Below are 23421 nucleotides of genomic sequence, written 5' to 3'. Positions count from 1 at the left end.
TAAATCACGCGCGGCGTTTTTTCAAACGCTTGCCTTCGTTTTCATCAATCGGTTTGCCGGACCAGTAACCCGCCAGAACCGAGCCGGACAGGTTGTGCCACACCGAGAACAGTGCGCCAGGCAGTGCCGCTAACGGAGAGAAGTAGATCTTGCCGAGCGTGGCAGCAAGGCCCGAGTTCTGCATACCCACTTCGATTGCCAGTGTGCGACAAGTGGACTCATCAAAACCAAACAGCTTCCCACCCCAATATCCGCTCAGTAACCCAATACCGTTATGCAGAATGACCGCAATGATGACCATCAGCCCAACCGATGCGATATGCGAAGCCGAACCGGCCACCACTGCACTGATAATCGCCAGAATGCAGAGCATCGAAAATGCTGGCAGATAGGGCTCTACACGCTTTACAAGGCGTGGGAATAGGTGGTGCACAATCAAACCGAGGCCAATTGGAATCACCACGATTTGCAGGATGCTCAGAAGCATACCCATCACATCTACTTTGATATCCGCATCGACATACAAACGCGTCAACAATGGCGTGGCAAAAACCCCAACCAGCGTGGAAACAGAAGAAATGGTCACCGAGAGTGCCACATCGCCTTTTGCCAGATAAATCATCACGTTTGACGCCGTACCGCTAGCCACGCTGCCTACCAGCACCATGCCAGCGGAAAGGTCAGGAGGCATATGGAACAGTTTCGCCAGCACCCAGGCTGCCAGCGGCATGATGAGATAATGCAGAAACGTCCCCGCCGCGACAGGTGCCGGGCGTGATAGCACCCGTTTAAAGTCATCTATCCGGAGATGCACGCCCATGCCAAACATAATCAGCATCAAAAGGGTGCTAACCCACGGACCAATGGGGGTGAACGTGCCGGGAGTGTAATAGGCGAGTACAGACAGCAGTACCGCCCACAGCGGAAACAGCCGGGTGAATACAGCGAGCATATTGAGATCCTTGCAAGTGTTGTGTTGTTTTATGGTTATAAAAATGCCGGGATCGAGCCCGGCATTTGGTATTCATTGCATGAGATTAAAACTTATTCAAACAAATTATGATGAAGTTTTTGCACCACTTGTTCAACGTCATTGCCAGGCACCAGGAAGCACAGGTTATAGCTGGATGCGCCGTAGCAAATCATGCGAATGTTGAATGGTTCGAGTACGCCGAAGACCTCTTTGCCCACGCCACACGCTTTGGACAGGTTGTTACCGATGATCGCGACCAGGGCGAGGTTTTCTTCCACTTCCACACGGCACAGCGAGGAAAGCTCAGTCAGCAGTGAGGTAGTCAGCAGGCTTTCATCCGTTGACGTAGAACCCGTGGTATCCAGTGTCAGCGCGATGCTGACTTCGGAAGTAGTAATCAAGTCTACGGAAATATTGTGATGCGCCAGAATATTGAACACTTCCGCGAGGAAACCGTGAGCATGCAGCATGCTCAAGCTGTTCAGTGTCACCAGAGTTTGTTTACGACGGACGGCCAGAGCACGGAATAATGGCGGATTGTCGGTTTGGTTGCAGACCAGCGTTCCGCCTGCTTTTGGATCTTTGCTTGAACCCACAAACACCGGAATATCACAACGAACCGCAGGCAGTAATGTCGCCGGATGCAGGACTTTAGCACCGAATGTCGCCATTTCAGCGGCTTCTTCAAACGCGATTTTGTCGATACGTTTTGCCGCTGGCACCATGCGCGGGTCGGTGGTGTAAATGCCCGGGACGTCAGTCCAGATATCAACACGGATGGCTTTCAGCGCTTCACCCAACAATGCCGCAGTATAGTCGCTGCCGCCACGGCCAAGCGTGGTGGTGCGGCCTTTGGCTTCGCTTCCGATAAAACCTTGAGTAATCACCAGGGATTGCGCCAGACGCGGTTTAAGCTGCTGGCTCGCCAGCTCTGCTAATGTCGCCACATCAGGCTCAGCACGGCCAAAACGGTCATTGGTGCGCATGATTTTACGGATATCGAACCATTGCGCATCGACTTTGCGCTCACGCAGGATCTCGACAAACAGCAGTGTCGACATTAATTCGCCGTGGCTGACCAATTCGTCTGTTAACGCAGCAGACGTCGCCAGAGACGCCGCTTCAGCAAGCGTGGTGATATTTTCAAGCAGGCGTTCAATTTCTTCGCGGATGATCTGCGGGTTCGCCAAACGCTCGACGATGTCATATTGAATTTTGCGAATAGCATCGAGCTTAACGAAACGCTGCGTCGCTTCCAGGCCTTGCGCCAGCGCAACCAGTAAATTGGTGATACCCGCAGAAGCGGAAAGTACCACTACGCGAACGTTTTCATCGGCCAGCACAACATCAGCGCTGCGATTCATTGCGTCGTAATCAGCAACGCTGGTGCCGCCAAATTTGGCGATAACGGTTTGTGGGTAAGACATTACAACCTCGTGTCAGGGACCAATCCGTCATTCTTCAGGCCGCATGATTGTAGGATGCGCTCGAATAATTCCGGGGTAATAGCAGTAAATTTTCAGCCTTGGCACAAGGGGGAGCGGGAAAGGGGCAGACGTAGAAAAGAAAACCTGAACTACGGATACACCCAGAAGCGCCCCACCTTGTCTACCCAGAGTGTGTGCTATCCGGGTATAAGCATCCAACTGCCGAATGCTTCGGTGACAACCCAAGGGATTCAGCCCTTGTAGTCGATAACATACGCTGCCATACGCACATTATCTCGGCGCCGCTCCCCCTCCTGTGTCGTCTGCGGATTGGCTCCTCAGACACGATACCTGGGCGACGCGCCTCTTCTGGCTTACTCACAAGTGAGCAAGTAGCCGTATAGAAATAAAAGGTAACGCGACAGATGTCAACGCCTGGAAGATGCAGAGTTTTCATTCTGCACCAGTGCAATCAGGGTGCAGGGTAAGGTCGGAGGAGTGCGTCCATTTATCGCGGTAGTTTTTCCTTCTTCCAGACGTGAAAATAGTGGCACTACGCCGCGATTTTTCTCCAAATAATCCAGCCAACCAAAATTTTCATTTAGTCGCGTCGCTTTGATGGTTGCACCTTTGGCCAACTGACTACTCAAACTGCTCCAGGTGACATCTTCAGGAAAAAGTTTTTCATGACGGCGAAAACGAGCACTTTCGTTGCTGGTTCGACCTTTTAATGCGGAACCTGAGCGGATAGAAAAAACTTTTTCACTGCCGAAAATGTGGCTGAAATGATAAACCGCCAGTGCGTTTTGATGGCGATTGGGCGAAAGTGCCAGCACTTGTGCAATATTGCTTAAATCGAGGTAGTTTTCTGCATGTTCAGACCAGGCGTTACCGTAATAAGCCGGTAATCCCTCCATGCGTGCCAGACGATAATATTCCCAACTGTTATCGGTGAGCAGTACCGGTACATTTTGTTTTACCAGCGCATGAGCCAGCGTACGCGCCACCGTGTTAGCGCCAATAATGAGTACGCCGCGGGGCTTGCGTTGTTGCACCCCCAACCACCGGGCAAGTGGGCCACTGGTCAGGCTTTGCAGAACGACAGTACCAATGATGATGGCAAACACCACGCTCACCAGTTTATCCGCACCTTCGTAGCCATTTTTTTGCAATGTCAGGGCGAACAGCGAACTGACCGCCGCAGCGACAATACCGCGTGGAGAAATCCAGCTCAGCAGCAATTTTTCCCGCCAGGTTAGCGTCGAACCGAAGGTTGAAATCGCAATGCATAATGGACGGGCGACGAACTGAATCACCAGCAGCAGCGCTATCAGCGGCCAGCCCATCGCAATCACACCATAGATATCTAATCGCGCCGCCAGAATAATAAACAGCGCCGAGATAAGAATAGCGGACAGCTCCTCTTTGAAAGCGACGATATCGCTGACGTCGACATCGCGCATATTCGCCAGCCAAATTCCCAGAACCGTCACGGCCAACAACCCTGACTCATCGGCCAGCGAGTTAGAGAGGCCGAACGTCAGTAATACCACCGCCAGCACCGCAAAGTTTTGCAGATAGCCCGGAAACCAGACGCGCTTTAATGCTGTCCCAAGCAGCCAGCCAAACAGCCCACCGCAGGCCAGGCCGACCACGACGGTTTGCGCGAAGGTTATCAGCAGGTGCAAATTCGAGCCCGCGTCATGGCGCAGGGTAATAAATTCGAATACCAACAGGGTGAAAATCGCGCCAACCGGGTCGATGACAATCCCTTCCCAGCGCAATACCTGATTAATCGCTGCATTGGGACGTACCACGCGCATAAGCGGGGCGATAACGGTCGGGCCGGTGACAACCGTCACTGCGCCCACTAATGCCGCAAGCGAGGGATCTAAACCCAGAAGACCCCAACAGGCGAGGCTGATGACGGCAAAGGTCGCCAACATGCCGATACTGACCAGGTTGCGCACAACCCCACCCAGCCCACGAATCTCATCAATACGCAGCGTCAACGCGCCTTCGAACAAGATAATGGCAACCGATAAGGAAACAATCGGAAAGAGCAGCTCGCCAAACAGAAGGTCGGGATTGAGCACATGGGTAAACGGGCCAAGAATCAAGCCGAACAGCAACAAAGGCAAAATGGCTGGAAGCCGAATCGCCCACGCCAGCCACTGCGCAGCCAGTGAGCTAATGGTGATGATCACCAATAAAAGAGGTACGGACAGTTCCATAAAATTTTTACCTTACCTGGTGTACAAGGCCATACTGTTTTTCTCAGTGTAGACGGGGACGCTACTGGCAGAGTCCAACCCGATAACTTTTTCGCTGGCACATAATCTGAAACGCTATTCCCTGTGCCTCGACAGAAAAATCATCACAAATCCCGTTTTGTGGATATACAATTGACCGCAGTCACAGTTCTCAAATCAAAAGGGTATCGCTATGAAGAATATCAACCCAACGCAGACCGCTGCATGGCAGGCTTTGCAAGCGCATTTTGACGAAATGAAAGATGTCACTATCGCTGAGCTTTTCGCGCAGGATGCCGACCGTTTTGCTAAGTTCTCCGCCACTTTCGATGATTTAATGCTGGTGGATTATTCAAAAAACCGCATCACGGAAGAAACCCTGTCTAAGCTGCAGGCGCTGGCGAAAGAGACGGATTTGCAGGGCGCAATCAAGTCCATGTTCTCTGGTGAGAAAATTAACCGTACTGAAGACCGTGCTGTTCTGCATGTTGCACTGCGTAACCGCAGCAACACGCCAATTATCGTTGATGGCAAAGATGTGATGCCGGAAGTGAACGCCGTGCTTGAGAAGATGAAAACCTTCTCTGAAAGCATTATCAGCGGTAGCTGGAAAGGCTACACCGGCAAAGCGATCACTGATGTTGTGAACATCGGTATCGGCGGTTCAGACCTTGGCCCATTCATGGTGACTGAAGCGCTACGTCCATACAAAAACCATCTCAACATGCACTTTGTGTCCAACGTGGATGGTACTCATATCGCTGAAGTGCTGAAGAATGTTGACCCAGAAACCACGCTGTTCCTGGTAGCGTCTAAAACCTTCACCACTCAAGAAACCATGACTAACGCCCACAGCGCGCGCGACTGGTTCCTGGCAACCGCGGGCGATGACAAGCACGTTGCGAAACACTTTGCTGCACTGTCTACCAACGCGAAAGCCGTCGGTGAGTTCGGTATCGATACTGCCAACATGTTTGAGTTCTGGGACTGGGTCGGTGGCCGTTACTCCCTGTGGTCAGCCATTGGCTTGTCCATCATCTTGTCTGTCGGTTACGAAAACTTCGTGGAATTGCTAAGCGGTGCTCACGCAATGGACCAGCATTTCGCGAATACACCAGCAGAACAGAACCTGCCAGTGCTGCTGGCGCTGATCGGTATCTGGTACAACAATTTCTTCGGTGCTGAAACCGAAGCGATTCTGCCATACGACCAGTATATGCACCGTTTTGCCGCTTATTTCCAACAGGGCAACATGGAATCCAACGGTAAGTATGTTGACCGTAACGGCAATGCTGTGGATTACCAGACTGGCCCAATCATCTGGGGCGAGCCAGGCACCAACGGTCAGCACGCGTTCTACCAGCTGATTCACCAGGGCACCAAAATGGTTCCTTGCGATTTCATCGCCCCAGCAACCAGCCACAACCCGCTTTCCGACCACCATCCTAAACTGCTGTCTAACTTCTTTGCACAGACAGAAGCACTGGCGTTTGGTAAAGCTCGCGACGTGGTTGAGCAGGAATATGCAGCGCAGGGTCTTGACCCTAAAACGCTGGATCACGTTGTGCCGTTTAAAGTCTTCGAAGGCAACCGTCCAACGAACTCCATCCTGCTGCGTGAAATCACTCCGTTCAGCCTTGGCGCATTGATTGCGCTGTATGAGCACAAGATCTTCACTCAGGGTGCAATTCTGAACATCTTCACCTTCGATCAGTGGGGCGTTGAATTAGGTAAGCAACTGGCGAACCGTATTCTTCCAGAGCTGGGCGATGATAAAGCGATTAATAGCCACGATAGCTCCACCAACGGCCTGATTAACCGTTACAAGTCCTGGCGCGCATAATACCGGTCATACTTCAAGTTGTGGCGGTGTTGGCTGCAACTCGAATTATTTAGGGTACAGGAATCGTAGTTAAATATAAGCCGACATTATGTCGGCTTATTCATTTAAATCATTATAAGATTAATCCCCTTGCCGAATAATATCCCTGATACACCTCCGTGAGGTTAATCCTAAAAATGATTATACGCTGATGATGCAGCGGAATTATTTTCGGATTAATTGGATGTGTATATCACTTGAATGTATTTTAACTTATTGTTTTTAAGGTGTTAAATTTAAATTAAACGAACCTAAGTATATTCTATTTCCCTTTTTCTTAAAGCGCCTTTCATATTTCCCCTTTCGGCCTGTCATTATTCCTTGTTGTGTATACTCCAAAACGCCTGAAATTCTTTTGGGCACATCTCCATTCATTCAATGAAGGGAAATTGTTATGAAGAAAGTTCTTTATGGCGCTTTAGCCATATTCACGCTGGCAGCGTCAGGTGTTTCGATTGCAGATCCGATATCAGTGGGTGAAGCAGCCGGCGCACAAGCGACTTCTGTGTCCGCAGGCAGTTCTACTGCGACCAGCGCCAGCACTGTCGGGTCGGCAGTGGGTGTAGCACTTGCTGCAACCGGTGGTGGCGACGGTTCCAACACTGGAACGACAACCACGACGACGACCAGCACCCGGTAATTTCAAGGGTGATTTAATCCTAACCACACTTCGGTGTGGTTATTTTTCGATCTTAGGGAAACCTCGTGCAGCGACTCGCAATCCTTCTTGTCTGCTTATTACTTCAGGCTTGTTCTGACTCCACCAAAGGCCTTGGCACGTCGCTTTGGCACAGCATTGTTGGTGATGACGGTATTCAGCTCACCCATGACGAGATCCAGAATATGCGCTACGCCAGCCAGTACATGCGCATTAATCACGGCCCGCAAATATTTGTGGTGTTGGCCTATGACGAAAATGGCCAGCAAAAGTGGGTCACTCAGGACCGGGCGATGATCGTCACGGAAAATGGTCGCATCGTAAAAACTACAGGTCTTGGCGACAACCTCCAGCAAGTGACAAACCTGGCAAGCGACCCGCTGGCAAAAGTGAACCAGATTGTGGATGGCACCCGTTGGACACGGCAAATGGCCTGGACCGAACACCAGCAGGTGCGTATGGCGACTGCGCATTCAACCTTCACCTGGGAGGGCACAGACACACTGAAAGTGGCTGTCAGCACCACGCCTGTTCGCGTCCTCGATGAAGAAGTGACGGCCTTGGGTAAAACCTGGCATAACCGTTTCTGGATAGACAGCGAAGGGCAGGTGCGCCAGTCAACACAATATCTTGGCCCCGATTATTGGCCTGTCACTACGATCCTGTTGAAGGCGGCAAAACAATGAAAATAAAAGCTTCACTTTGGTGGGCCGCACTTTGCTTATCCGGCCTGGCCACTAGTGCTGCCACTTACGCCGCAGGTACGGTCACTGTTTATCCTGGCAATCAGCAACTCACCCACGTCGAACGCCTGGCAGATTTAGTCTCCCAGCCGTCACTTGCTCACACATGGTGGCCAGGTGCTGTCATCAGCGAGCGGCAAGCAACGGCGATTGCAGAACAGCAACATCAAAAGTTACTGGCCTCATTGAGCGAATTATCAGCACAGGAAAACGGTGATGCTGCGGCCGCAATCAACGGGTTGCGCCAGCAGATGCAGGCTATTCACGTCACCGGACGGCAGTTTGTTGACCTCGATCCCGACTGGGTTCGCGTCCATCCTCGCGCCAATGTTCCCTTGCAAGGTGAATACAGCCTGTGGGCAGGGCCGCAGCCTTCCACGGTCACTGTCATGGGGTTAGTGAGCACGCCAGGTGTGAGGCCGTTCGTTGCGGGACGCAGTGCGGATGAATATCTGGAGGGCGTCGACAAACTCAGTGGCGCCGATCGCAGCTACGCATGGGTGATTTATCCAGACGGGAAAACACAAAAAGCGCCGGTGGCGTACTGGAATAACCGCCATGTCGAACTCACACCGGGAAGCATCCTGTTTGTTGGTTTTAAAGACCGGCTTTTTAATTCTGATTTCAACGCTATGAATCAGCAAATCCTTAACTCTCTGACTCATCGGAGACCGGATTGATGAAGAAAAAAACGCTCTACAGCCTGCTTGCTCTGGCTGTTTCTTCTGCCTGCCAGGCAGAAACTTTCCCTGCACCTGTCGGCCCGTCTCAATCGGATTTCGGCGGTGTCGGTTTGCTGCAAACACCCACGGCCCGCATGGCTCGCGAAGGGGAGTTTAGCCTCAATTATCGCGATAACGATCAGTACCGCTTTTACTCGGCTTCGGTGCAGCTTTTCCCCTGGCTGGAAACGACGCTGCGCTATACCGACGTGCGCACGAAACAGTACAGCAATGTCGATGCTTTTTCGGGCGATCAGACCTACAAAGATAAAGCTTTCGACATGAAAATCCGTCTTTGGGAAGAGAGGTATTACTTGCCGCAAGTCGCGGTGGGAGTCCGCGACTTGGGCGGTACCGGGCTGTTCGACAGTGAATATGTGGTTGCGAGCAAAGCCTGGGGACCATTCGATTTCACCCTTGGGCTGGGCTGGGGTTACATGGGCACGAGCGGTAACGTAAAGAACCCGTTTTGCGAAGTGAGCAACAGCTTTTGCTATCGCGACAACAGTTACAACCAGGCGGGTTCATTTGATTTCAGCGGCATGTTTCATGGCCCCGCGTCATTGTTCGGCGGTATCGAATACCAAACGCCGTGGCAACCGTTGCGCCTCAAGCTGGAATATGAAGGCAATAATTACACCCAAGATTTTGCCGGAAAAATCGAGCAACGTAGCAACGTTAATGTCGGCGCTATCTACCGTGTCGCCGACTGGGCAGACGTTAATCTCAGTTATGAGCGCGGCAATACCTTCATGTTTGGCGTCACGTTGCGGGCTAACTTCAACGACTTACGCCCAGGGTATAACGATAGCCGTCGCCCGCAATACCAACCGCAGCCGCAAGACGAAATTTTGCAGCCAACGGTGGTCGCCAACCAACTGACGCAACTCAAATACAATGCGGGCTTTGCCAATCCGAATATTCAGGTGAAAGGCGAGACCTTGTATGTGACGGGGGAGCAGGTGAAATACCGCGATTCCCGCGAAGGAATTGAACGCGCCAACCGCATCATCATGAACGACCTGCCGGAGAATATCCGCACCATTCGTATTACTGAAACGCGTTTGAATATGCCGCAGGTGACGACCGAAACGGATGTGTCGAGCTTACGTCATCATCTGGAAGGCGAGCCACTTGGTCATGAAACACCGCAGGTGCAGAAACGTGTTGAGCCCGTGGTGCCTGAGAAAACGGAGCAAGGGTATTTCATCGATAAATCCAGAGTGAATTTCTCGATTAACCCGGTGCTGAATCAGTCGATTGGCGGGCCGGAAAGTTTCTATATGTACCAGGTCGGCGTGATGGGAACCGCCGACTGGTGGGTCACGGATCATTTGTTGACGACCGGCAGCCTGTTTGCCAACATCGCCAATAACTACGACAAATTTAACTACACCAATCCACCGAATGACTCGACGTTGCCGCGCGTGCGTACCCACGTCCGCGACTACGTCGAGAACGATGTCTACGTCAACAATCTGCAAGCCAACTACTTCCAGTATCTGGGTAACAGCTGGTATGGGCAGGTATACGGTGGTTATCTCGAAACCATGTATGGCGGGGTGGGGGCGGAAGTTCTGTATCGCCCGGTCGACAGCAATTGGGCAATTGGTGCCAACGCCAACTACGTCAAACAGCGTGACTGGACCAGCTCGTTAGACATGATGAAGTTCACTGATTACAGCGCACCCACCGGCCATATCACGGGCTACTGGACGCCGCCGTTTGCCGACGATGTTCTGGTGAAGCTGAGCATTGGTCAGTATCTGGCGAAAGATAAAGGCGGTACGCTGGAAATCTCCAAACGCTTCGACAGCGGTGTGGTCGTCGGGACTTACGCCACGATTACTAACGTTTCCAAAGAAGAATACGGGGAAGGGGACTTCACCAAAGGTTTCTACGTGAATGTCCCGCTGGATATCTTCTCGTCGTCACCAACCCGTAGCCGTGCGCAGATTGGCTGGACGCCGTTAACGCGTGACGGTGGGCAGATGTTGGGACGTAAGTTTGAGTTGTATGGGATGACGAGCGATCGCAGTGTGAATTTCCGCTAAGGACGCCCTCACCCTAACCCTCTCCCCCAGGAGAGGGGATGTTCTTTTCCTACCTCCCTAAGGGAGAGCGTACTTCGTTTCTCCCTCTCCCTCAGGGAGAGGGCCGGGGTGAGGGTGCATATATAAGTAAATAATCTAGATCCAGATCACACTTTCAACGTATAACAGCCCTCGGAAACATAATCCATCAGGTGCTGCTATGACGACTACCACCCGCGTTGAGTTGATCGCCACCGTTCTGCAAACGGTACTTAATCTGGCCCTGCTCACCCTCGGCCTGATCCTCATTATCTTCCTCGGTAAAGAAACCCTGCACTTAGCCAATGTGCTATTCACGCCCAGTGAGCAGGCCAGCAAATATCTGCTGATCGAAGGGCTGGTGGTTTACTTCCTGTATTTCGAATTTATCGCATTGATCGTTAAGTACTTTCAGTCTGGTTATCACTTCCCGCTGCGTTACTTTGTCTATATCGGCATAACCGCGATTGTGCGGCTCATCATCATCGACCATAAAGAGCCGCTGGACGTGCTGATTTACTCCGGTGCCATTCTGTTGCTGGTGATTACGCTGTGGTTATGTAACAGCAGCCGTTTGAAGCGGGAATAGCGGAGTAAAAAAATGGCGGCCCTAAGGCCGCCGGAAATGATAATAAGGTCAAATTGAGGGTTTGCAGTGGCATTACATAATGTGAAGCAATAACTTACAGGTAATCTTAGCCTTTCACCCCACCGGCCGTCAGGCCGCTCACCAGCCAGCGTTGCGCCAGTAAGAACACCACGGTAATTGGGATGGCAGAAAGTACCGCTGCCGCAGCAAAGTCGCCCCACAAATAGTTTTGTGGGTTGAGGTATTGCTGCATACCTACCGCCAGGGTGTAGCTGTTGACATCACGCAGCAACAACGAGGCGACAGGCACTTCGGTAATCGCGGCAATAAACGACAGGATAAATACCACCGCCAGAATCGGTACAGACAGTGGCAGCAGCACCAGGCGGAAGGCTTGCCATGGGGTTGCCCCATCGATTGCCGCCGCTTCTTCCAGTGAGTTATCAATTGTTTCGAAGTAGCCTTTAATCGTCCAAACGTGCAGCGCGATGCCGCCAAGATAGGCGAAGATCACCCCACCATGCGTATTCAGACCGATAAACGGAATGTACTGACCGAGGCGGTCAAACAAGGCGTATAACGCGACCAGTGACAGCACTGCCGGGAACATCTGGAAAATCAGCATCCCTTTGAGCAACGTCGCTTTGCCTGAGAAACGCATACGGGCAAAGGCATAAGCACACGTTGTCGAGAGCGTCACAATCCCCAGTGCGGTAATGGCCGCAATTTTGACGGAGTTCCACAGCCATAACAGCACCGGGAACGGCGGTGGCGTTACGCTGCCATCGGCATGTTGCACGCTAAAGCCCAGCGCTAGCCTCCAGTGTTCCCAGGAGATTTGATCCGGGATAAGGCTGCCCGTCGCGAAGTTACCCGGACGCAGTGAAATCGCAATGACCATCAGCAGCGGGAACATAATTGCCGCGATAAACAGCAGTAAAAGTAGATGCGTGGTGAACAAACGCAGCTTTTGAGATTTGGGTTGAACCATGGCCATGAGTGTCGCTCCTTAATCAAACTTCATGCGGGTGGCTTTCAGGTTAACAATCGCCAGCGCGCCAACCAGAATGAAGATAAGCGTCGCGATAGCCGCGGCTAAACCAAAGTCCTGACCACCGCCGCCTTCAAAGGCGATACGGTAGGTGTAGCTCACCAGCAAGTCCGTGTACCCGGCAGGTGTCGTGGTGCCGAGGCGGTCTGGCCTACCGTTGGTTAACAGTTGAATCAGTACGAAGTTGTTAAAGTTAAAGGCAAAGCTTGCGATCATCAGCGGCGTCAAAGGTTTAATCAGCAGCGGCAGCGTAATCTTAAAGAAGTTCTGGAACGGACCTGCGCCATCCATCGCCGAGGCTTCGTACAAGTCGTCTGGAATCGCTTTCAACAAGCCCATGCACAAGATCATCATGTATGGGTAGCCGAGCCAGGTATTCACGATAATTATCATTGAACGCGCGGTCGTTGGGTCGTTAAACCACTCGGGTTTGATACCAAATAGCGATCCCAACAGCATGTTGATTTCACCGAAGCTTTGGTTGAACAACCCTTTGAAAATCAAGATGGAAATAAACGACGGCACCGCGTAGGGCAGTATCAGCAGCACGCGATAAATCGCTTTGCCTTTCAAGGATTCCCACTGCACGACGCACGCCAGAATCATGCCGACCGCCACGGTCAGAATCACCGTCAGGATTGAGAAGATGATCGTCCAGACGAAAATCTCCATAAACGGTTTCTGAATGCCTTCATCATGGAAGACACGTAAGAAGTTTTTCCAGCCGATAGTGACGGTGTAGCCCGGGCTTAATTGCTCATTGCCCCAGTTGCCATCGGCATTAACAGACTGATAAAAACCAATGTTGTTATTCGGACGGTACTTCACGCCGCTTTGGTTGTTCGTCAGCTCGCCATCATCGGCCTGCGTATACAGTGGGCGCGTGCCGGAGAACTGGCGCAGAGAACTCATGGTCAGCGTGGTTTCATCAGGCATTTGAGCGGTAATTTGCGTCAGCGCCGTACGGTTTTGCGTAATCACACGCAGATTTGCTTTTTCGCCTTCAGGCAGCGCTTCCGCTTCTTTCAGTTTCAGATGTTGTTCGCCGCCAAATTTAAAGGCGTCGGAGATGAAATTCTTGCCGGTTTCGCCATCGGTGAGGGCCAGTTGCCACTCATCGCCCGCTGGATAAAGGCCGAAATTAAAGGTTTTGCCCGCCTGATACTGGCGGTCCATCAGCACCTGCTGGGCACGCTCTTGTGTCAGTTGGTTGGTGCTGCTGTAGTTGGTGAAGGCAATCGCAATGGTACACACCAATGGGAACAGCACGAACAGCCCCATACCGGCCATACCAGGGTAAACATAGCGCCAGGCATACGCCTTGCGGTTAGCAAAAATATAGAGGCCAAGTGAGCTTAAAATCAGCGTCATAATGGCGAACAGGTACTCCCCCTGGGCGTACATTATTACAATAAGATAACCCACCAGCAGGCCCAGCAGGCCGATGACTGACCATTTCAGTACATCGCTTTGCCACCAGTGGCTCTTTTTAACAACATCCATGGGGTCTTCCTCTACATCTCATTGGTGATTCACTTAAACCACCCTCACCCCAACCCTCTCCCTGAGGGAGAGGGAGGTTGGTACCCCCGTTCTCCTGAGGGAGAGGGGGGTTGGTATCCCCGTTCTCCTGAGGGAGAGGGAGCTGTTTTCCCCTTCTCCTGGGGGAGAAGGCCGGGATGAGGGCGTTGTTATTACTTAGTAATACGTCCCTGAGCGTCTTTCAGCGCTTCATCAACAGTCTGACGGCCGCTAACTGCGTTAATCACCGCGGTGCGAGTGGCGTACCAGAAAGCAGCCATTTGCGGGATGTTTGGCATGATTTCGCCTTTCTGGGCGTTATCCATGGTTGCAGCGATGCGTGGGTCTTTCGCCAGTTGATCCTGGTAAGATTTCAGAGCAACAGCGCCTAATGGCTTGTCTTTGTTGACTTCAGCCAGGCCCTGGTCGGTCATCAGGTAGTTTTCCAGGAACTCTTTCGCCAGCTCTTTGTTCGGGCTGGCAGCATTGATACCGGCACTCAGAACACCGACGAACGGTTTGGAAGGTTTGCCTTTGAAGGTTGGCAGCAGCGCCACGCCGTAATTGACTTTGCTCTTCTCAATGTTGGACCATGCCCACGGGCCGTTAATGGTCATCGCGGTTTCGCCTTTGTTAAAGGCCGCTTCGGCGATGGAATAATCGGTATCCGCGTTCATGTTTTTGTTTTTAATCATGTCGACCAGGAAGGTCAGGCCTGCTTTCGCGCCTGCGCTGTCCACGCCGACATCTTTCACGTCATATTTGCCGTTTTCGAGTTTGAACGCATAGCCACCGTCGGCAGCAATCAGCGGCCAGGTGAAGTACGGTTCTTGCAGGTTGAACATCAACGCGCTCTTACCTTTCGCTTTCAACTGCTTATCCAGCGCAGGGATTTCTTCCCAGGTTTTTGGCGGATTGGGTACCAGGTCTTTGTTGTAAATCAGAGAGAGCGCTTCAACCGCGACGGGGTAAGCGATAATTTTGCCGTTGTAACGTACCGCGTCCCAGGTAAACGGATACAGTTTGTCCTGGAATGCTTTGTCTGGAGTGATTTCGGCCAGCAGGCCAGATTGCGCGTAACCCCCGAAACGGTCGTGCGCCCAGAAGATAATATCCGGGCCATCGCCAGTGGCTGCGACCTGTGGGAATTTCTCTTCCAGTTTGTCCGGGTGTTCGATGGTGACTTTAATGCCAGTGTCTTTCTCAAACTTTTTACCCACTTCGGCCAGGCCGTTATAGCCTTTATCACCGTTAATCCAGATAACCAGTTTGCCTTCTTCTATTTTTGCCAGTGCAGAGGCGGAAAACATCATCGTTGTCAGGGCAGACAGAGCGAGGATGCGGGCGCCAGTTTTAATTTTCATGTGTCCCATCCTTTGAATGGTTGTTTGCGCGTGGATACATCAAGGTCAAGGTAGTGGCGTTACGGTTGCCAGTTTGCTCAGATGGCAAGTGCTTCTCATCCTCCTTCGCCCTACGCCCCACCCCGATTATCTGTGATCCCCATTCCATAACTGCCAGTTATGTGTCCTGGCGCACACAAAACCCCCCGGAAATTTGAAACCACGATCACGAAAATCTCTTGTGTGCACTGTAACCGGTTGCACAAACCCACATCTCATCCTCCCGCCTCCTCCCCCATAAAAAACATCAGGGTGGAGGAGTTACCAAATGTATAGATCCGTCATAGTCCGACACATATTGAATCACCTGCCAATTAGCATCGTGACGGAATAAAGGGAGAAGTACATGGCAAGCGTACAGCTACGGAACGTAACAAAAGCCTGGGGTGATGTGGTGGTATCGAAAGATATCAATCTGGACATCCAGGAAGGCGAGTTCGTGGTTTTTGTTGGTCCGTCGGGCTGCGGAAAATCCACACTGTTGCGTATGATCGCGGGGCTGGAAACTATCACTAGCGGTGATTTATTCATTGGCGAAGCACGTATGAATGACATTCCACCCGCTGAACGTGGTGTTGGTATGGTGTTCCAGTCTTATGCTTTATATCCCCATCTCTCCGTTGCAGAAAATATGTCTTTCGGCCTGAAGTTGGCCGGCGCTAAGAAAAGCGAAATTAATCAGCGAGTCACTCAGGTTTCGGAAACGCTGCAATTGGCGCATTTGTTAGAACGTCGCCCGAAAGCGCTTTCTGGTGGGCAACGTCAGCGTGTCGCGATTGGCCGTACGCTGGTGGCTGAACCACGTGTATTCCTGCTTGATGAACCTCTTTCAAACCTTGATGCGGCGCTGCGTGTGCAGATGCGCATTGAGATCTCCCGACTGCATAAGCGCCTTGGGCGCACCATGATTTACGTGACTCACGATCAGGTCGAAGCGATGACGCTTGCCGACAAGATTGTGGTGCTGGACGCAGGTCGTGTCGCGCAAGTCGGTAAACCACTCGAGTTGTACCACTATCCGGCAGATCGTTTTGTTGCGGGCTTTATTGGCTCACCAAAAATGAACTTCCTGCCAGTGAAAGTGACCGCAACCGCAATCGATCAAGTGCAGGTTGAATTACCTAACCGTCAGCAAGTTTGGCTGCCGGTTGAAAGCAAAGAAGTTCAGGTCGGCGCCAATATGTCTCTTGGTATTCGCCCGGAACATCTTCTACCAAGCGAGATCGCAGACGTCACTCTGGAAGGTGAAGTCCAGGTGGTTGAGCAACTCGGCCATGAAACTCAGATTCATATCCAAATCCCCGCCATCCGTCAGAACCTGGTGTACCGCCAGAATGACGTGGTGTTGGTAAAAGAGGGTGCCACATTCGCTATTGGCTTGCCGCCAGAGCGTTGCCATCTGTTCCGTGAGGATGGCACTGCATGTCGTCGGCTGCATCAAGAGCCAGGTGTTTAAGCATTCCCATAAAAAAGAAAAGCAATGATTCAGGAGATAGATCGATGATTACTCTGCGCAAACTTCCACTGGCAGTCGCCGTAGCAGCAGGCGTTATGTCTGTTCAGGCTCTGGCTGTGGATTTCCACGGTTATGCCCGTTCTGGTATCGGCTGGACTGGTAGCGGCGGACCTCAAGAATGTTTCCAGGCAACAGGTGCTCAATCTAAATACCGTCTTGGTAACGAATGTGAAACCTATGCGGAAATTAAATTAGGACAAGAAGTCTGGAAAGAAGGCGATAAGAGCTTCTATTTCGACTCCAACATTGCCTATAACTCTCCACAGTTAAACGACTGGGAAGATGGCAATACTCCAGCAATCCGTGAATTTAACGTGCAGGGTAAAAACCTCATCGACTCGCTGCCAGGCGCCAACATGTGGGCTGGTAAGCGCTTCTACCAACGTCATGACGTTCACATGATCGACTTCTACTACTGGGATATTTCTGGTCCTGGTGCAGGTCTGGAAAACATCGATGTCGGCGTAGGTAAACTCTCCTTTGCTGCGACTCGTTCCGCTGAATCCGGTGGTTCTTCCGGTGCTGCTGAGTTCGATCCAGTGACGGGTGAGCGTACTTATAACAACAAAGTACCAAACGACGTATTTGACGTGCGTTGGGCGGGGATTGAAACCAACCCAGGCGGTACCCTGGAGCTGGGTGTAGATTACGGCCACACCAACATTCCTGATGACTATTATCTGCAACCTGGCGCGTCTAAAGACGGCTGGATGGGGACTCTTGAACACACCCAAAGCATGATGAAAGGCTTCAACAAATTCGTTGTCCAGTACGCAACTGACTCTATGACCTCCAATGGTAAAGGTCAGGCGCAGGGCGGTAGCATCAACAACGACGGCAGCATGATTCGTGTACTCGACCACGGTGCAATTACTCTGGCCGACCGTTGGGACCTGATGTATGTCGCTATGTACCAGAACCTGGATATGGATGATAACCAGGGGACTGAGTGGTACACCGTCGGTGTGCGCCCAATGTTCAAATGGACGCCAATCATGAGCACCTTGCTGGAACTTGGCTACGACAACGTGAAATCCCAGGAAACGGGCGATCACAACGGTCAGTACAAAATTACGCTGGCACAACAATGGCAAGCAGGCGACAGCATCTGGTCACGTCCAGCACTGCGTCTGTTTGCAACTTACGCACGTTGGGATGAGCAATGGGGTTATGCGAAAAATGCTAGCGGTGATACCACTCGCTTTGCCATCGCAGACAATACCGGTAACGGTACATTCTCTACCAGCCGTGGCGATAACGACGAGTTCACCTTCGGTGCCCAGATGGAAATCTGGTGGTAATTCAGCTTTAACCTGATGTTATGAAACGATGAGGGGTTCGCCACTGAGCCCCTCGTTATTACCCTTGTATGCCAATGCCTGTTTCGATGGAAAGCGCTATTGCCTGGCTAACTTTCCACCGACTTCCCAGCCGAGGTTTATAACAATGAAAATGAAAAAAAGTCTCATCGCACTCTGCCTATCCGCAGGGTTGCTCGCCAGCCTGCCCGGCGTAAGCCTGGCGGATGTGAACATCGTGCCTCAGGATCTCTCTGCCGCACCTGCAATTCCGGCCTCTGCATTGCAACAACTGCAATGGACTCCGGTTGATCAAACGAACACCCAAAAAACGAATCTCGCTACCACCGGGCAGACGCTGAATGCCGGTGATATTGTGGGGCCAGTGGCTGCCTACAGCGTACCGGCAAGCATCGGTGAGTTGACCATTACGCTCACCAGCCTGGTGAATAAAGAGTCAGTATTTGCGCCAAACGTGTTGGTACTTGATCAGAATTTGACGCCTGCTGCTTACTTCCCATCCAGTTTCTTCCCCTATGAAGAGCCGGGCGTAATGTCTTCCAACCGTCTGGAAGGCGTACTGAAATTAACCCCAGCGTTGGGGCAACAAAAACTGTATCTGTTGGTCTTCACCACCAATAAAGACCTCCAGCAAACCACTACCATGGTTGACCCGGCGAAAGCCTATGCCAAAGGAAATGGTAACGCGGTTCCTGATATCCCAGACCCGATTGCCCGCCATGTCAAAGAGGGGGAACTGTCGCTCAAAGTCAGAACCTCCTCCGGTTCCAGCATTTTGGTTGGGCCACTGTTTGGTTCAAAAGGCCCAGGTCCGGTCACTGTAGGAAATACGGCTGCACCAGCCGCGACTTACGCAGCACCTGTAGCAGCCGTTGCAGCGACATCCGCAGCGCCTGCGCCAACGTATTCAGCTCCTGCTCCAGCACCCGTTGCCGCACCTGCGCCAGCGGTGAAAAAAGAGCCAATGCTTAACGATACAGAAAGCTACTTCAACCAGGCTATCAAGCAAGCAGTCGACAAAGGCGATGTAGATAAAGCTTTGAAACTGTTGGATGAAGCAGAGCGTCTTGGATCAACTTCTGCCCGTAAAACTTTTATCAGCAGTGTAAAAGGCAAGGGGTAACCGTCTCCCCGCAATGCTGATGTTTGGAGTATTGGTGCGTCCTTGTGGCGCACCTTTTTTTTGTCCGTCATATTTCGAGCCGCCTCGGCGTTGGCTGCGTTCAAAAACGCAAATGCGTTTTAGTGACACCACCCAAATGATTTAGAAGGTTGTAGACCTGTTAAATCGTCCCCGCTCTACCCATTCTGCGTTACAATGACCGCCGGTTTTATTTCGGAGAAATTCACATGTCTGACGCGCTTTCGGCACTGCGCGCCTTACGTTTTGAGGCTACGATTCCCGAGGGGCTGAGTGCGTCGCTTCTTGACTGGTTGTTGCTTGAAGACTCAATGACTAAACGCTTTGAACAGTATTGTTCGCGAGTCACTGTTCGTATTGTGCGTGAAGGTTTTTTCGATTCGCCTGTCGATTTTCCCGAAGCTGAGATGATGCCAGTCGCCAAACGCTACTGGTTGCGTGAAGTTGTGCTATGCGGTGACGATGAGCCCTGGTTGCTTGGGCGCACGGTCGTACCGGAATCAACCCTTGAAGGGCCTGAGCTTGCTTTGCAGCGGCTCGGAACCACGCCGCTCGGGCGTTATTTGTTTAGTGCATCATCCCTGACGCGGGATTTTATTGAGATTGGACGCAGTGCGGAGCTGTGGGGACGTCGGTCCCGCCTGAGATTAGCCGGAAAGCCATTGGTACTGACCGAGTTATTCCTTCCCGCTTCGCCGTTGTATGCAGAGGAAAAATAATGGAGTGGAGTCTGAAACAGGGCAAATTACAGGCCTACCAACGCCTGATGCGGCTGGATAAGCCGATTGGCTCGCTTTTATTGTTATGGCCCACGTTATGGGCGTTATGGCTTGCGACGCCGGGTGTCCCGCCGCTGACTATTTTATGCGTATTTATCGCCGGAGTCTGGATGATGCGCGCAGCAGGTTGCGTGGTTAACGACTACGCCGATCGCAAGTTTGATGGCCACGTTAAACGGACCGCCCATCGGCCGCTACCGAGCGGTGCTGTCAGTGAAAAAGAGGCGCGTATCCTGTTTGTGGTGCTGGTGCTGCTCTCGTTTTTACTGGTGCTGACACTCAATACCATGACGATTTTATTGTCCGTCGCGGGATTAGCGTTAGCCTGGGTCTATCCGTTTATGAAGCGTTACACCCATCTGCCACAAGTGGTGTTGGGTGCGGCATTCGGTTGGTCCATCCCAATGGCATTTGCTGCGGTCAGTGAATCTGTTCCGCTAAGTTGCTGGCTGATGTTTTTGACCAATATTTGCTGGGCGGTAGCCTACGACACACAGTATGCGATGGTTGATCGCGATGACGATCTGAAAATAGGCATCAAATCCACTGCGATCCTGTTTGGACGCTATGACAATGTGATCATTGGGATTTTGCAGGTTGCGGTAATGGTATTGCTGGCGGTAATTGGCTGGCTGAATGGCTTGGGCGGCGCTTTTTATTGGTCTATTGCATTGGCTGGCGCGCTCTTTATCCATCAGCAACGGTTGACGGCGAATCGCGACCGCGATGCCTGTTTCCGCGCATTCCTGAATAATAACTACGTTGGGCTGGTGTTGTTTATTGGCCTGGTGCTGAGTTACATACACTTCTAAAAAATCCCCTCATCCCGGCCTTCTCCCAAAGGGAGAAGGAGAAAACCGGGCATGTCTCCCTCAGGTGAAGGAGAAAACCGTTATTCCCTCTCCTGTGGGAGAGGGTTAGGGTGAGGGCATTACTCAGTCGCAGCCTGCGACGTCGCACTTTCAATCGTTAAACGCACATCCGGCATGATCAGATCTGCCAGCAACTGGTAGACCTTCATCGTTTCCCCTGGCTCTGCATCCCCGGTGTCACTGATATAGCCTTCATCACGCAAGGTTAATACCAGCGAGGTGAATACCGCTTTATCAAAGAACTCCGGTGCATTAATACCATGCAAAACAGACAAGCGCTGGGCAACGGTGCGGCTTTCGCGCTCCAGTGTCCCACGGTTAATCGACGGATTCGCGCTCAACAACCAGAACGTAATCGCATAACGCTGTAGCGTTTCACGAACACCCGCTGCCAGTAGCTGCATGGTGCGTGAACGCGCAGGGTTCATCTGCACTTCGTCGTCTGTCAGCGTTACCAGTTCCTGACGCGCCAGTTCATTGAGCATAATGTCAATTTCACCGGCAAGTTCAGCGGTGTTCCAGCGCAGGAAGAGCTCTGTCTTCAGCATCGGGTAAAGTAACGTGACCTGACGCAGCAGTTCGCTACGGTCAATGCGGCGATGTTGAGTAATGATCGCTGCCAGCAGAGAAGGCAACACCAGCATATGCAGGATGTTGTTACGGTAATACGTCATCAGAACAGCCTGCTCACGCGGCAGAATGATGATGTCACCGATAGTGTCTTTCTCGACTTCAAACTTGTTCATCTGCAACGCGTGTTCAATCAGCGCTTCTGCTGGCTGGTCTGGTGTGGTCGCGTCCGGTGAATACGGCACATTACGCAACAGGCTCAGGTAACAGTTGAGCTGCTCTGTCAGTTGCTCACGGGTGAGTGAACGCTGACGTGAGGCTAACAGCGCTGTACAGCACAGGTTCATAGCGTTCGCCGCACCTGCGTTGTTAATTCGCACCATCAGTTCGGTGGCAATTTCATTGACCGTCGGCGTCAGCCACGCAGGACGGATCGCTTCGATTGGGTCGATGGAATCGCGCCACTCAGGAACACGCTGGTTCAGGAATGTCATCAATGGCATCGGTTCGCCAAAGTTCACATAGCCCTGACCGAGGTTACGCAGCTTACTCAGGCCACGTACCATCTGCATGAAACTCTCTTTCTCTTTGGTCGCACCACGCAACTCTTTTGCGTAAGTCCCCACTTCCATTACATGCTCGTAGCCAATGTAAATCGGCACCAATGTAATAGGGCGAGTACCGCCGCGCAGCATTGCCTGAATGGTCATCGACAAGGTGCCGGTTTTCGGATCGAGCAAACGCCCGGTACGAGAACGACCACCTTCAACGAAATATTCAACGGAATAGCCACGGCTAAACAGCTCGCCCAGATATTCACGGAACACGGTGGAGTAGAGTTTGCTGCCTTTAAAGGTACGACGGATAAAGAACGCACCGAGGCGGCGGAAAATCGGGCCCGCTGGCCAGAAGTTCAGGTTGATACCCGCCGCGATGTGCGGAGGAACCAGCCCCTGGTGATAAAGCACGTAAGACAGCAGCATGTAATCCATGTGGCTGCGATGGCAAGGGACATAAACAATCTCATGACCATCGTGAGCCAACTGGCGTACGCGTTCTGCATTGTGAACGTTTATCCCCTGGTACAAGCGGTTCCACGTCAGACTTAGCACGCGGTCACTCACCCGAATCGCTTCATAAGAGAAGTTGGCGGCAATCTCTTCCATCAGCGCCACAGCGTTTTGCTGTGCTTTTTCATGGGAGATTTTCTTGCTGCGTGCTTCATCTTCGACGGCGCGAGCGATAGCTTTCGATGCCAGAAGCTTATTAAACAGATCCTGACGTACCGGCAAACGTGGCCCGATGGTCGCTAAACGCTGGCGAGCAAAGTGCATACGCGCAACGCGAGCCAATTTCTGAGCGATCTTTTTATCCGTACCGTGCTCGGTTGCCATGTTGCGCAGTGAGACGGGTGGCGAAAAACGCACGAAACTGTCGCGACCAAGCCAGGTAACGGCGAAAAACTTCTGGATGCCGTTCAGCATCTTTAATGGCGGGTTAACTTCGCCTTTTTCGCGACCCGGAGAGCGGCCAAACATCACCGAGACCGGCACCATCTGCACATCCAGATTTGGATTGCTGCGGTGCAAGTCGAGGTAATCGTGGAACAACTTGATCGACTCTTCTTTCGGCGTGTAATAAGTGAATACACGCGGGCCGCCGTGGATAAAGACGTAACGCGGGAGTACCGCTCCGTCAATCTCTAACGGCTGAAGCGGATCGGGTAAGCCATGAGCGAGACATTGTGCGCGCAGCGTTAATAAGTCCGCCTTAGAGTTATACGGCAGCACATACATTATCGGGCGTGTGGGATCTAAGCCCAATTCGGCTTGTGGGTCTGCCGGAATGGACTTGCTTTTTACCAGAACGCCTAATGGTAAATTAAGTAATTTGTAGTAGATTCTTGGCCAGCCTGACATAAACGATGTAAA

At 51.9% G+C, this 23421-nt stretch carries 18 protein-coding genes and 1 riboswitch; of the genes, 11 read left to right on the top strand and 7 right to left on the bottom strand.

Annotated elements, in window-relative coordinates; translation table 11 throughout:
- Window positions 1–4: 4 nt before the first annotated feature.
- The 3 genes from panS to RHD99_RS22355 form a co-directional block, all read right to left on the bottom strand.
- Window positions 5–952 (bottom strand): ketopantoate/pantoate/pantothenate transporter PanS, encoded by a 948-nt coding sequence (gene panS, locus RHD99_RS22365; RefSeq protein ID WP_270141354.1) that lies wholly within the window; start codon window positions 950–952, stop codon window positions 5–7.
- A gap of 92 nt (window positions 953–1044) precedes the next feature.
- Window positions 1045–2400 carry a lysine-sensitive aspartokinase 3 gene (gene lysC, locus RHD99_RS22360; protein ID WP_309876687.1) on the bottom strand — a complete coding sequence of 452 codons (1356 nt, stop codon included), beginning with the start codon at window positions 2398–2400 and terminating at the stop codon, window positions 1045–1047.
- Between the two features lie 157 nt (window positions 2401–2557).
- Window positions 2558–2777: riboswitch (Lysine riboswitch) on the bottom strand.
- A gap of 51 nt (window positions 2778–2828) precedes the next feature.
- Window positions 2829–4634: a cation:proton antiporter gene (locus RHD99_RS22355; protein ID WP_309876684.1), complete on the bottom strand. Its 1806-nt coding sequence runs from the start codon at window positions 4632–4634 to the stop codon at window positions 2829–2831.
- A 211-nt stretch (window positions 4635–4845) separates the two neighbouring features.
- Here RHD99_RS22355 and pgi point away from each other — a divergent pair, with 211 nt between their 5' ends.
- The 6 genes from pgi (at window position 4846) to psiE (ending at window position 11318) form a co-directional block, all read left to right on the top strand.
- On the top strand, window positions 4846–6495 hold the full coding sequence (gene pgi, locus RHD99_RS22350; protein ID WP_309876683.1) for a glucose-6-phosphate isomerase: 1650 nt from the start codon (window positions 4846–4848) through the stop codon (window positions 6493–6495).
- 433 nt (window positions 6496–6928) lie between these two features.
- On the top strand, window positions 6929–7174 hold the full coding sequence (yjbE, locus tag RHD99_RS22345; RefSeq protein ID WP_183272380.1) for an exopolysaccharide production protein YjbE: 246 nt from the start codon (window positions 6929–6931) through the stop codon (window positions 7172–7174).
- A 65-nt stretch (window positions 7175–7239) separates the two neighbouring features.
- Window positions 7240–7878 carry a YjbF family lipoprotein gene (locus RHD99_RS22340; RefSeq protein ID WP_309876681.1) on the top strand — a complete coding sequence of 213 codons (639 nt, stop codon included), beginning with the start codon at window positions 7240–7242 and terminating at the stop codon, window positions 7876–7878.
- Window positions 7875–8615, top strand: a complete 741-nt coding sequence (locus RHD99_RS22335) for a capsule biosynthesis GfcC D2 domain-containing protein (protein WP_309876679.1) — start codon at window positions 7875–7877, stop codon at window positions 8613–8615. Before RHD99_RS22340 ends, RHD99_RS22335 begins: the two co-directional genes overlap by 4 nt.
- The gene (locus RHD99_RS22330; RefSeq protein ID WP_309876677.1) at window positions 8615–10711 is read left to right on the top strand and encodes a YjbH domain-containing protein; all 2097 of its coding nucleotides are present in this window, start codon (window positions 8615–8617) and stop codon (window positions 10709–10711) included. The genes RHD99_RS22335 and RHD99_RS22330 overlap by 1 nt, the downstream gene beginning before the upstream one ends.
- Window positions 10712–10910: 199 nt before the next feature.
- Complete coding sequence (psiE, locus tag RHD99_RS22325; protein ID WP_183272384.1) at window positions 10911–11318, top strand: phosphate-starvation-inducible protein PsiE; 408 nt, start codon at window positions 10911–10913, stop codon at window positions 11316–11318.
- Window positions 11319–11424: 106 nt separating this feature from the next.
- On the opposite strand, the gene malG is transcribed toward psiE, so the two are convergent.
- From malG to malE, 3 genes are all read right to left on the bottom strand, one after another.
- Window positions 11425–12315, bottom strand: coding sequence for a maltose ABC transporter permease MalG (gene malG / locus RHD99_RS22320; protein ID WP_309876674.1), 891 nt, complete (start codon window positions 12313–12315; stop codon window positions 11425–11427).
- A 12-nt stretch (window positions 12316–12327) separates the two neighbouring features.
- Entirely contained in the window at window positions 12328–13872 is a 1545-nt protein-coding gene (gene malF, locus RHD99_RS22315; RefSeq protein WP_270141336.1) for a maltose ABC transporter permease MalF, read from the bottom strand.
- A gap of 191 nt (window positions 13873–14063) precedes the next feature.
- Complete coding sequence (gene malE / locus RHD99_RS22310; protein WP_309876671.1) at window positions 14064–15254, bottom strand: maltose/maltodextrin ABC transporter substrate-binding protein MalE; 1191 nt, start codon at window positions 15252–15254, stop codon at window positions 14064–14066.
- Between the two features lie 385 nt (window positions 15255–15639).
- Between malE and malK the strand changes: the two genes are divergently transcribed.
- The 5 genes from malK (at window position 15640) to ubiA (ending at window position 20860) form a co-directional block, all read left to right on the top strand.
- The gene (malK, locus tag RHD99_RS22305; RefSeq protein ID WP_183272388.1) at window positions 15640–16749 is read left to right on the top strand and encodes a maltose/maltodextrin ABC transporter ATP-binding protein MalK; all 1110 of its coding nucleotides are present in this window, start codon (window positions 15640–15642) and stop codon (window positions 16747–16749) included.
- A gap of 44 nt (window positions 16750–16793) precedes the next feature.
- Window positions 16794–18110: a maltoporin gene (locus tag RHD99_RS22300; RefSeq protein WP_183272389.1), complete on the top strand. Its 1317-nt coding sequence runs from the start codon at window positions 16794–16796 to the stop codon at window positions 18108–18110.
- A gap of 145 nt (window positions 18111–18255) precedes the next feature.
- Window positions 18256–19251, top strand: a complete 996-nt coding sequence (gene malM, locus RHD99_RS22295) for a maltose operon protein MalM (RefSeq protein WP_309876670.1) — start codon at window positions 18256–18258, stop codon at window positions 19249–19251.
- A gap of 227 nt (window positions 19252–19478) precedes the next feature.
- Complete coding sequence (ubiC, locus tag RHD99_RS22290; protein ID WP_183272391.1) at window positions 19479–19988, top strand: chorismate lyase; 510 nt, start codon at window positions 19479–19481, stop codon at window positions 19986–19988.
- The gene (gene ubiA / locus RHD99_RS22285; RefSeq protein ID WP_183272392.1) at window positions 19988–20860 is read left to right on the top strand and encodes a 4-hydroxybenzoate octaprenyltransferase; all 873 of its coding nucleotides are present in this window, start codon (window positions 19988–19990) and stop codon (window positions 20858–20860) included. The genes ubiC and ubiA overlap by 1 nt, the downstream gene beginning before the upstream one ends.
- 119 nt (window positions 20861–20979) lie before the next feature.
- Here ubiA and plsB read toward each other — a convergent pair whose 3' ends face one another.
- A complete protein-coding gene (plsB, locus tag RHD99_RS22280) occupies window positions 20980–23409 on the bottom strand; it encodes a glycerol-3-phosphate 1-O-acyltransferase PlsB (RefSeq protein WP_309876669.1) in 2430 nt (809 codons plus the stop codon).
- Between the last annotated feature and the right edge of the window lie 12 nt (window positions 23410–23421).

Source organism: Buttiauxella selenatireducens, assembly GCF_031432975.1.
Classification (GTDB): domain Bacteria; phylum Pseudomonadota; class Gammaproteobacteria; order Enterobacterales; family Enterobacteriaceae; genus Buttiauxella; species Buttiauxella selenatireducens.
Note: the sequence above shows the minus strand (reverse complement) of the source record. Positions and strands in the feature narration are given on the sequence as shown.

Excerpts from the sequence above, each read along its gene's own strand:
- RHD99_RS22300 (WP_183272389.1), top strand. The coding sequence starts at position 16,794 with ATGATTACTCTGCGCAAACTTCCACTGGCAGTCGCCGTAGCAGCAGGC.
- ubiC (WP_183272391.1), top strand. The coding sequence starts at position 19,479 with ATGTCTGACGCGCTTTCGGCACTGCGCGCCTTACGTTTTGAGGCTACG.
- malM (WP_309876670.1), top strand. The coding sequence starts at position 18,256 with ATGAAAATGAAAAAAAGTCTCATCGCACTCTGCCTATCCGCAGGGTTG.
- plsB (WP_309876669.1), bottom strand. The coding sequence starts at position 23,409 with ATGTCAGGCTGGCCAAGAATCTACTACAAATTACTTAATTTACCATTA.
- malG (WP_309876674.1), bottom strand. The coding sequence starts at position 12,315 with ATGGCCATGGTTCAACCCAAATCTCAAAAGCTGCGTTTGTTCACCACG.
- pgi (WP_309876683.1), top strand. The coding sequence starts at position 4,846 with ATGAAGAATATCAACCCAACGCAGACCGCTGCATGGCAGGCTTTGCAA.
- panS (WP_270141354.1), bottom strand. The coding sequence starts at position 952 with ATGCTCGCTGTATTCACCCGGCTGTTTCCGCTGTGGGCGGTACTGCTG.
- yjbE (WP_183272380.1), top strand. The coding sequence starts at position 6,929 with ATGAAGAAAGTTCTTTATGGCGCTTTAGCCATATTCACGCTGGCAGCG.
- lysC (WP_309876687.1), bottom strand. The coding sequence starts at position 2,400 with ATGTCTTACCCACAAACCGTTATCGCCAAATTTGGCGGCACCAGCGTT.
- malF (WP_270141336.1), bottom strand. The coding sequence starts at position 13,872 with ATGGATGTTGTTAAAAAGAGCCACTGGTGGCAAAGCGATGTACTGAAA.
- RHD99_RS22335 (WP_309876679.1), top strand. The coding sequence starts at position 7,875 with ATGAAAATAAAAGCTTCACTTTGGTGGGCCGCACTTTGCTTATCCGGC.
- ubiA (WP_183272392.1), top strand. The coding sequence starts at position 19,988 with ATGGAGTGGAGTCTGAAACAGGGCAAATTACAGGCCTACCAACGCCTG.
- malK (WP_183272388.1), top strand. The coding sequence starts at position 15,640 with ATGGCAAGCGTACAGCTACGGAACGTAACAAAAGCCTGGGGTGATGTG.
- psiE (WP_183272384.1), top strand. The coding sequence starts at position 10,911 with ATGACGACTACCACCCGCGTTGAGTTGATCGCCACCGTTCTGCAAACG.
- RHD99_RS22330 (WP_309876677.1), top strand. The coding sequence starts at position 8,615 with ATGAAGAAAAAAACGCTCTACAGCCTGCTTGCTCTGGCTGTTTCTTCT.
- RHD99_RS22355 (WP_309876684.1), bottom strand. The coding sequence starts at position 4,634 with ATGGAACTGTCCGTACCTCTTTTATTGGTGATCATCACCATTAGCTCA.
- malE (WP_309876671.1), bottom strand. The coding sequence starts at position 15,254 with ATGAAAATTAAAACTGGCGCCCGCATCCTCGCTCTGTCTGCCCTGACA.